Below are 8,721 nucleotides of genomic sequence, written 5' to 3' on the forward strand. Positions count from 1 at the left end.
CATGCGCCTCCCCCTCTTCCACCGGGCCCTGCTTTACCCCAGCCTGCTGTCGGGCGCCCTGGCGCTGGCCAGCAGTCACGCCATGGCTGCCACCGCCTGGGTCTCCAACGAGAAGGACAACAGCCTCAGCCTGATCGACCTGCAAACGCTGGAAGTCACCGAAACCCTGCCGGTGGGCCAGCGCCCGCGTGGCTTGCTGCTGTCACACGACAGCAAGCTGCTGTACATCTGCGCCAGCGATTCGGACCGGGTGCAGGTGATGGACGTGGCCACCCGCAAGATCATCAAGGAGCTGCCTTCCGGCAAGGACCCCGAGCAGTTCGCCCTGCACCCCAACGACCGCTGGCTGTATGTATCAAACGAGGACGATGCGCTGGTGACGGTGATCGACACCGTCACCGACAAGGTGCTCGGCCAGATCGAAGTCGGCATCGAACCCGAAGGCATGGCGGTCAGCCCCGACGGCAAGTGGGCGGTCAACACCAGCGAAACCACCAACATGCTGCACTGGATCGACACCAGCACCCAGACCCTGGCCGACAGCACGCTGGTCGACCAGCGCCCGCGCTTCGTCGAGTTCAGCAAAGACGGTTCGCGCCTGTGGGCCTCGGCAGAAATCGGCGGCACGGTGACCATACTCGACGTGGCCACGCGCCAGGTGCTGAAAACCCTGAACTTCCAGATCAAGGGCGTGCACCCGGACAAAGTCCAGCCAGTGGGCATCAAGCTCAGCGCCGATGGCAAGTACGCCTTCGTCGCCTTGGGCCCGGCCAACCACGTGGCGGTGATCGATGCCAAGACCTTTGATGTGCTCGACTACCTGCTGGTCGGGCGGCGGGTCTGGCAGCTGGCATTCACCCCGGACCAGAGCCAGTTGCTGGCCACCAACGGTGTCAGCGGTGACGTTTCGGTCATCGATGCGCAGCAGCTCAAAGTGCTCAAGTCGGTGAAGGTCGGGCGCTACCCCTGGGGCGTGGTGGTGACACCATGAACGCCCTCGACGTCAGTGGCGTGAGCTTTGCCTATGGCCAGCGCGAGGCACTCCGGCAGGTCGGTTTCAGCCTGGCACCCGGGCGCTTCGCCGCATTGCTGGGCCCCAATGGTGCCGGCAAGTCGACCTTGATCGCCCTGCTCACACGCCTGTACGACCTGCAGCATGGCGACATCCGCGTGTGCGGCTGCTCGCTGCGCAACGCTGCACGCCCAGCCTTGCGCCAGCTGGGCGTGGTGTTTCAGCAAAGCACCCTGGACCTGGACCTGAGCGTTGAGCAGAACCTGCGCTACCACGCCGCCTTGCATGGCCTGTCGCGGCGTCAGAGCCACCTGCGGGTCGAAGCCGAACTGGCCCGCCAAGGCCTTGGCGAACGCCGGCGCGATCGTGTGCGTGAGCTGAACATCGGCCATCGGCGGCGGGTGGAAATTGCCCGCGCGCTGCTGCATGAACCGCGCCTGCTGCTGCTGGACGAAGCCAGCGTCGGCCTCGACCCGGCCAGCCGCCTGGCGCTTAACCAGCACCTGCGCCGGTTGTGCCGCGAGCAGCAGCTCAGTGTGTTGTGGGCCACTCACCTGCTGGACGAAGTGCAGCCCAGCGATGACCTGTTGATTCTGCATCAGGGGCGCCTGGTGGCCAGTGGCACCGCCGATGCGCTGAGCCTTGAGCACGGCGGTGACCTCGATCACGCCTTTGCCCGCCTGACCAACGCCCCCTCAGGAGCCAACGCCCGATGAACGCTTACTGGCAATGTTTCAACGGCATCATGCTGCGCGAATGGCTGCGCTTCGTGCTGCAGCGTACACGCCTGCTCAGCGCGCTGGTGCGCCCGCTGCTGTGGTTGCTGGTATTCGCTGCCGGCTTTCGCGCAGCGCTGGGCATTGCCATCATCGAACCCTACGACACCTACATCCCCTACGAGGTGTACATCATCCCCGGCCTGGCCTGCATGATTCTGCTGTTCAACGGCATGCAGGGCTCGCTGTCGATGGTCTACGACCGCGAGATGGGCAGCATGCGCGTGTTGCTGACCAGCCCGCTGCCACGCCCGTTCCTGCTGGGCAGCAAACTGCTGGCAACTTCATTGATTTCCCTGCTGCAAGTCTATGCCTTCCTCGCCATCGCCTGGTTATACGGGGTACAGCCACCGGCTGCAGGCCTGCTGATGGCGCTGCCAGCGTTGCTGCTGGTGGCCTTCATGCTCAGTGCCTTGGGGCTATTGCTGTCGAACGCCATCCGCCAGCTGGAGAACTTCGCCGGGGTGATGAACTTCGTGATCTTCCCGCTGTTCTTCCTGTCGTCGGCGCTGTACCCGTTGTGGAAAATGCGCGAGGCCAGCCAGTGGTTGTACTGGCTGTGTGCTGTGAACCCGTTCACCCATGCCGTAGAGCTGGTGCGGTTTGCACTTTATGAGCGGTTGAACCTGCTGGCGCTGGCGGTGTGCCTGGGCTTGACCGGGCTGTTCACCCTGCTGGCGATCCTCACCTTCAACCCCCAGCATGCAGCGCTGCGCAAGCCGCGCTGAAAACCTGGCGTGTAACGCGTGTGGGAGCGGCCTTGCGTCGCGATTGGGCCGCAAAGCGGCCCCTAGATTTCAGCTGCACCGCACCCATTGCCGGGGCTGCTGCGCAGCCCTTTCGCGACACAAGGCCGCTCCCACACCTTGGGCGTCTCCCTGCCTTCAGGCGCCCGGCCATCTACTACTTTAGTACTGCATTTACTGTCTATCGTCGCATTCACAAAGCACCGCCACTGGCATGTAATGAGTCCATAACAAAAAGGAAAAACCTCCATGCCACGTGCCCTGCCCCGGCTGCCACGCCCCTTGCTGGCGGTGCTTTCGCTGAGCCTGACGCTAGGTATCGCCCAGGCTGACACGGCGCCGCTGTTCTCCGCCGACGGCTATCGCACCACGCACTATCGCAGCCCGACCCCGCAACAGGTCGAAGGCGGCCAGGTCGTCGACACCGCCACACTGCAAGGCCTGCTGGGTCAGACGCCCCGGCCGGTGCTGATCGACGTCTATCGCCGTCAATGGCTGCAAGGTCGCTTCATCGAAGACGAACCGCACAGCAACCTCCCCGGCAGCCTGTGGCTGGCCAACACCGGCGACGGCGAACTGAACCCGGCCTGGCAGGACTACTTCGTGCGCAACCTGCAAAAAGCCACGGCCGGGCACCCGGACCAACCACTGGTCTTTTACTGCCGCTCCGATTGCTGGTTAAGCTGGAACGCGGTAAAACGCGCGAAAGCCTTGGGCTATAACAACCTGTATTGGTACCGCGACGGCCTGGATGCCTGGCAGCAAGCCAACCTGCCATTGCAGCCGGCACAACCGGTGCCGTTCCCCTGAAATGCCTGCGTATGCGTGCCCCGCTCCATCCAATAAAAACAAGGTGAAAAGGCCATGTACAAAATTCTGATTGCCGACGATCACCCCCTGTTTCGCGAAGCCATCCACAATGTCATCAGCGATGGTTTCCAGGGCAGCGAGGTCATGGAGACCGCCGACCTTGAAAGCGCCCTGGCCCTGACCCAGGCGCATGACGACCTCGACCTGATCCTGCTCGACCTGAACATGCCCGGCATGCACGGCCTCAACGGCCTGATCACCCTGCGCAACGAGGCGCCGACCACGCCGGTGGTCATCGTTTCGGCCGAGCAGGAAAAGCAGATCGTGCTGCAGGCCATTACCTACGGTGCCGTGGGCTTCATCACCAAGTCGTCGCCACGCTCACAGATGATCGAAGCGATCGAGCAGATCCTCAATGGCAACGTCTACCTGCCGCCAGACATCATCCGCGCGCAAAAAAGCAGTACCAGCCGGCGCCATAACGATGCCCCGAGCTTCCCGCCGGAAATGCTCCAGGCCCTGACCCGCAAGCAACTGCTGGTGCTCGAGCGCATGACCAAAGGCGAATCGAACAAGCAGATCGCCTACACGCTGGACATCGCCGAAACCACAGTCAAGGCCCACGTTTCGGCGATCTTGCGCAAACTCAATGTGCACAACCGGGTACAAGCCATCCTCAGTGCTGGCGATATCGATTTTGCTGATTATCTGCGCCGTTGACCTGTTCCGGCCGCTTCGCGGGTAAACCCGCGAAGCGGCCAACCGCTATGCCACACCAGTGGCCAGCAGATGGCTCATCGCCGTCTTGAGTTTCATCGGCCTTACGGGCTTGTGCATCAGCGTGTGACCCAGCTCGCGGATCTGCTGCTTGAGATCGTTGCTGTAGTTGGCCGTGATCATCAGCGCCGGTAGCGGCTGGGCGCGGCGGGCATTGATCCGCGCTACGGCGTCGACACCATTGCAGTCATTGTCCAGGTGGTAGTCGGCAATCAGCAGGTCGGCCTCGGCGTGGTAGTTGTCCACCTGGCGCGCCAGGTCTTCCTCCGACAGCGCAGTGACCACCCGGCAGCCCCAACCTTCCAGCAAGGTGCGCATGCCCGCGCAAATCGCCGCATCGTTATCCAGCACCCACACCCGCGCCCCGCGCAGGCGTTCGAGCATTGGCTCGCAGATCGCCTGGCTCGGCTGGGCCTTGGGTGCAGTGGCGCTCAGCGGCACCTCGACAGCGAACACCGAGCCTTTGCCCAGCCATGAACGCACGCGGATCCGGTGGCCGAGGATGCCGGCGATCTTCTCCACGATTGCCAGGCCCAGGCCCAGCCCACGGTCCTGGTCCGGGCGCTGCACATCACCCCGCTTGAACTCCAGGAACATGTCTTCCAGGTGTTCTTCGGCAATGCCGATGCCGCTGTCCCAAACTTCAATCCGCACGCCACCGCGCAGGCGCCGACACCCCAGCACCACGCGCCCGCTGCGGGTGTAGCGGATGGCATTGCTGAGCAGGTTGCGCAAGATGCGCGCCAGCAGCTGGATGTCACTGCGCACGACGGCAGAACACCCCACAAAATGCAGCTCTAACCCTTCGCTACGCGCCACCTGGGCGTATTCGGCAGCCAGGTTGTCCATCAGTTCGTGGAGGGCGAACGGGGCGACATCGGCCTTGATCACGCCAGCATCCAGCTTGGAAATATCCACCAGCGTGCCTAACAGGTTTTCTACATCCTCCAGCGAATTGCTGACATTACGCACCAGGTGGGCAGCGTTTTGCGGCTCGTCGCGCTCGAGCAACGCACTGGTGAACAGCCGCGCCGCGTTCAGCGGTTGCAGCAGGTCATGGCTGACCGCAGCAAGGAACTTGGTTTTCGACAGGTTGGCCTGCTCGGCCTCGCGCTTGGCCTCGCGCAGACGCGACTCGGCCTGGCTGCGCTCTTCGATTTCGCGCAACAACTGGTCGTTGAGGCTGGTCAGTTCGGCAGTGCGCTCGCGCACCCGTTGCTCCAGGTGCTGATACGCCTGGTGCAACGCCTGTGCGGTGTTGCGGCGCTCGGTGATGTCGCGGATCAGCACGAAAATGCCCACCACTTCGCCACTGGCCAGGCGGTTCGGCACGTAGGAACGCAGCATGTAGCGTTCCTGGCCGTTGATATTGGTCTCGGCGAACTCGAACGTCACGCTCTCCCCCGCCAGCGCCCGCGCCACATAGCCTTCCAGGCGCTGGTAGTGCTGCTCGCTGTGGGCCTCGCGCAGGCTCTGGCCCAGCATCACGCCATGCGGCCAGCAATACCATTCTTCGTAAACCTTGTTGGTGAATTCGTAGACCAGATCGGCGTTCAGGTAGGCGATCAGTGCCGGTACGTTGTCGGTAATCAGGCGAATCTGGTGCTGGTGGGCCGTCTCGGCCCGCTGCCGGGCCTCGCTGAGCAGGCGGTTGACGGCCTTGAGCTCGGCCATGGCCTGGTTCAACGCATCGGTGCGTTCGCGCACCTGCTCGGCCAGCACCACTGAATGCTGGAACGCGGCGTATGGGTCGTTGCCCCGGGTCACGCCCGACTCGATGCGCTCGATCAGTGCGTCATTGATGCGCTGCAGCTTGTGGTTCTGGTGCTGCAGCCGGGTCAGCTCGGCCTGCAGTTCAGCGACCGACAGGAGGCCGGTTGCGGGCAATGGCGACCCCGGTGAAGGTCTGGTTGATGTGCATGCCATTGAACTGTTCTCCGTAGGTGTTGAAGCCGATCACCCGTTGCTCGCGCAGGAACGCGCCGACCGGCTCCAGGCCGTGGTGGGCCTCCAGTTCCAGCCGCCGCAGGAAACAATCACAACCGATGGTCAGCAGCAACGGTCCGAGACGCTGGTGCAGGCCATCGAACAGCTGGTGCAGGTTCGGCAGCAGCGGGCCCGGGGTCATGGCCGTGAGCACGATGCCGTTCTCCACCGCGCAGTAGAAGCTCAAGCTGAGGTCAGGGTGCATTTGCTGGATCGCCCGCACGTAGTACTGATCATGAATGCGCACGGCCAGCGGGTGGGCGGCGAACACCCGGTGATCGAGCGCAGCCACGGGCACACCGATGTGGCGGGCATATTCCTCGGCCGCCGGCTCGGCATTCAGTTCGAAAACCCGGCGCTGGGCGCTGTCGGCACCGGTGACCACCAGCTTTTCCTGGCGCGGCAGGATGTGATGCGTGGTGAACACTTCGAAGTCGAGCCAGGTGTTGACCAGCACCACCACGGCTGCACCGTTGTGGAATGTACCGCCGTAATACACATGGGTGCGGTTCAGGTAGTTGTCGTCACCGGCCGAGCCGCCGAAGTGCGGGATATCCCCCAGTGCTGCGCTGAGTGCGGCAAGCACCATCTCCTCGCGGCTGGACAAGCCATCGAGCAGCGTGAGTGCAAAGCTGTGGCCCTTGATTGGCGCCAGGGTATTGCTGCGGCAGGTGCCGACCAGCCGCTCGACCATCTGTTGCGCGTCGATCAGGCTGAAGCGCTCCATTTCATCGATCAACGCGGTGGCGATCGAAAAGTGCCGGTGATCGAAGCCCACCGCCGTCACGCAATTGCGGCCGTAGCCCAGCGGGGTGATTTCACCGGCGCTGGTGCAGCCGACCAGGCGTATGCCGCCAAAGTCCTGTTCCAATGCTTCGCCCAAAGCCTGCAAGTCGTATTCGGCGGAGCAGAAGAACAACACGAAACCCAGGTGCGGGTGCAACAACTGCCGCGCCAGGTCCTGAGCGGCCAGCCGTGCGTCGGTAGCCTGAGACATGGCACTGACCACACCGTCGTTATGAGCCTGCTGCATCGTGGTCTCCGGCACGGGGTGGCTGAGTGATCAGTTTAAGAAGCAGGTGGTGGGTGACGAATGCTACTTGGGTAGCGGGTGGGCGGTTCCATGGGCGTAAAAGACCGTGTCATTCGGGGCCGCCTTGCGGCCCCGGCCGCTTACCAGGTCAACACCGCGCCCACCGCAAAGGTATCGGTGTCTTCGTTCTGCGCACTGGTGTCATGCCCGTCGATGGAAAACTGGTTGTACTCGGCCACCAGTTTCAGGTTGTCGTTGATGTCATGGAACAGCGCCACACCCCGGGTCTCGTAGTCCGCGCCGCTGCCAACCGCACCGTTGCCATCGTCCTTGGTCTTGCCATAGGACAGCGCCACGCGGTTCTTGCCGAACTTGTACGAGCCCTGCAGCAGGTAGCCATCACTGTCGACGTTGCGCAAAACCGGTTCGCCGGCATTGTTGGTGAAGAACGGGTTGATGCCCTTGGCCTGGAACCCCGAGCCGGTCAGCGACCAGCCGCCCATCTTTGCCTGCACCCCGTAACCCACCCCCTTGGAAGTGATCGTTTCTACCGTGGAGTCAGTATTGTCCGAGGTCTGGTAACTGCCGTTGACCCAGCTGTAGATCTGCGCCCCACCCAGGTCGAACTGGTAGGTGATCTCGCTCTCGGTGCGTGGGTTTTCCTGGTAGGCCTTTCCGGTCGGGCTGCTGTCGTTGGTGTCGACCGGGTCCATGATGCCCACCGCCACCCGCAGGCCCTCCATCACGGGCGTACGGTAGGTGATCTGCGAGGTAGGGAACGGGTATGGGTAACCGCTGCCAATGTTGCCGAACGACACCCCGCCGCCGTCCACCAGCCCCAGGGTGTCGCTGACCTGGCCATAGCCGGCCAGCAGTTCGTCGAGCAGAATGTTGGAACGGGCGAACAGCCCGAAGTCCTTGCCGATCAGCACCTCGCCCCACTCGGGGTTGGCCACCGTGCCATAGAACTGGCGCACGTCGATGGCGGTGTCGGTGCCGTTGGTTTCACTGTCGTTGATGGTTACCCAGAACGAGGCACGGGCGCCGAGCTTCAGGTCATCCACCTGCTTGCCCATGTTGAAGCCGAGGTAGTTGGGCAAGAAGCCCATCTTCACCCGCGACTGGCGGCGGTCAAACTGCTCGCCCTCACGGTCGACCTCGCTGTTGACGTAGAAGGCGTTGATATAGCCATCGGTGGAAAACGTCGTCTGGTCCTTGTCGTACAGCATGATCTCGGCTTCGGCGACGCTGCTCAGGCCAAGCGCAGAAAAGCTGGCGATGGCGGCTGCGAGAAAACGAGGCGGCAGGTGCTTATTGTTGTTGTGCATGGCGCGCTCCAAACGGGGACGGGATGTCGGAGGCGATTATCAGAAGGCGGCAAATTGCCAGGAACGCTGCTTTGGCGTGGGGTGGCGAGTGCTTTGGGGCGGGAGGGTGCGACCCGGTGATTTGGTCCCGGTACCTGCTTGGGTCCTGGTTCGAGACTTATGGCTCAGGCAGGAGTGGCAGGCGGGTATCAATACGATTGAATGAACCGGGGCCGCCTTGCGGCCCTTCGCGGGCTCGCCCGCTCCCACATTT

The 8,721-nt window shown here is 63.1% G+C and carries 8 protein-coding genes; 5 read left to right on the forward strand and 3 right to left on the reverse strand.

Translation table 11 applies throughout. From position 1 onward, the window contains the following. Nucleotide 1 precedes the first annotated feature (1 nt). The 5 genes from V7787_RS11025 to V7787_RS11045 all read left to right on the forward strand — a co-directional run bounded on the left by V7787_RS11025 (nt 2) and on the right by V7787_RS11045 (nt 4,064). Complete coding sequence (locus V7787_RS11025) at nt 2–991, forward strand: YVTN family beta-propeller repeat protein (RefSeq protein ID WP_064490936.1); 990 nt, start codon at nt 2–4, stop codon at nt 989–991. Then, nucleotides 988–1,728 carry an ABC transporter ATP-binding protein gene (locus V7787_RS11030; protein ID WP_064490935.1) on the forward strand — a complete coding sequence of 247 codons (741 nt, stop codon included), beginning with the start codon at nt 988–990 and terminating at the stop codon, nt 1,726–1,728. Before V7787_RS11025 ends, V7787_RS11030 begins: the two co-directional genes overlap by 4 nt. Then, nucleotides 1,725–2,516: an ABC transporter permease gene (locus V7787_RS11035; RefSeq protein WP_004574210.1), complete on the forward strand. Its 792-nt coding sequence runs from the start codon at nt 1,725–1,727 to the stop codon at nt 2,514–2,516. The genes V7787_RS11030 and V7787_RS11035 overlap by 4 nt, the downstream gene beginning before the upstream one ends. Before the next feature lie 267 nt (nt 2,517–2,783). Continuing rightward, the gene (locus V7787_RS11040; protein ID WP_064490934.1) at nt 2,784–3,344 is read left to right on the forward strand and encodes a PQQ-dependent catabolism-associated CXXCW motif protein; all 561 of its coding nucleotides are present in this window, start codon (nt 2,784–2,786) and stop codon (nt 3,342–3,344) included. 54 nt (nt 3,345–3,398) lie between these two features. After that, nucleotides 3,399–4,064, forward strand: coding sequence for a response regulator (locus V7787_RS11045; protein ID WP_003254108.1), 666 nt, complete (start codon nt 3,399–3,401; stop codon nt 4,062–4,064). Nucleotides 4,065–4,109: 45 nt separating this feature from the next. Here V7787_RS11045 and V7787_RS11050 read toward each other — a convergent pair whose 3' ends face one another. The 3 genes from V7787_RS11050 to V7787_RS11060 all read right to left on the reverse strand — a co-directional run bounded on the left by V7787_RS11050 (nt 4,110) and on the right by V7787_RS11060 (nt 8,468). Next, entirely contained in the window at nt 4,110–6,008 is a 1,899-nt protein-coding gene (locus V7787_RS11050) for a PAS domain-containing hybrid sensor histidine kinase/response regulator (RefSeq protein WP_336088020.1), read from the reverse strand. Beyond that, nucleotides 5,977–7,140, reverse strand: coding sequence for a nitric oxide-sensing protein NosP (gene nosP / locus V7787_RS11055; protein ID WP_003254110.1), 1,164 nt, complete (start codon nt 7,138–7,140; stop codon nt 5,977–5,979). Before nosP ends, V7787_RS11050 begins: the two co-directional genes overlap by 32 nt. Nucleotides 7,141–7,280: 140 nt before the next feature. Then, nucleotides 7,281–8,468: a porin gene (locus tag V7787_RS11060; protein ID WP_010953581.1), complete on the reverse strand. Its 1,188-nt coding sequence runs from the start codon at nt 8,466–8,468 to the stop codon at nt 7,281–7,283. Nucleotides 8,469–8,721 lie beyond the last annotated feature (253 nt).

Source organism: Pseudomonas sp. CGJS7, from assembly GCF_036961695.1.

What these genes read in the sequence shown, in the direction of transcription:
- V7787_RS11025 (WP_064490936.1), top strand. Translation starts at nt 2, where the DNA reads ATGCGCCTCCCCCTCTTCCACCGGGCCCTGCTTTACCCCAGCCTGCTG.
- V7787_RS11030 (WP_064490935.1), top strand. Translation starts at nt 988, where the DNA reads ATGAACGCCCTCGACGTCAGTGGCGTGAGCTTTGCCTATGGCCAGCGC.
- V7787_RS11035 (WP_004574210.1), top strand. Translation starts at nt 1,725, where the DNA reads ATGAACGCTTACTGGCAATGTTTCAACGGCATCATGCTGCGCGAATGG.
- V7787_RS11040 (WP_064490934.1), top strand. Translation starts at nt 2,784, where the DNA reads ATGCCACGTGCCCTGCCCCGGCTGCCACGCCCCTTGCTGGCGGTGCTT.
- V7787_RS11045 (WP_003254108.1), top strand. Translation starts at nt 3,399, where the DNA reads ATGTACAAAATTCTGATTGCCGACGATCACCCCCTGTTTCGCGAAGCC.
- nosP (WP_003254110.1), bottom strand. Translation starts at nt 7,140, where the DNA reads ATGCAGCAGGCTCATAACGACGGTGTGGTCAGTGCCATGTCTCAGGCT.
- V7787_RS11060 (WP_010953581.1), bottom strand. Translation starts at nt 8,468, where the DNA reads ATGCACAACAACAATAAGCACCTGCCGCCTCGTTTTCTCGCAGCCGCC.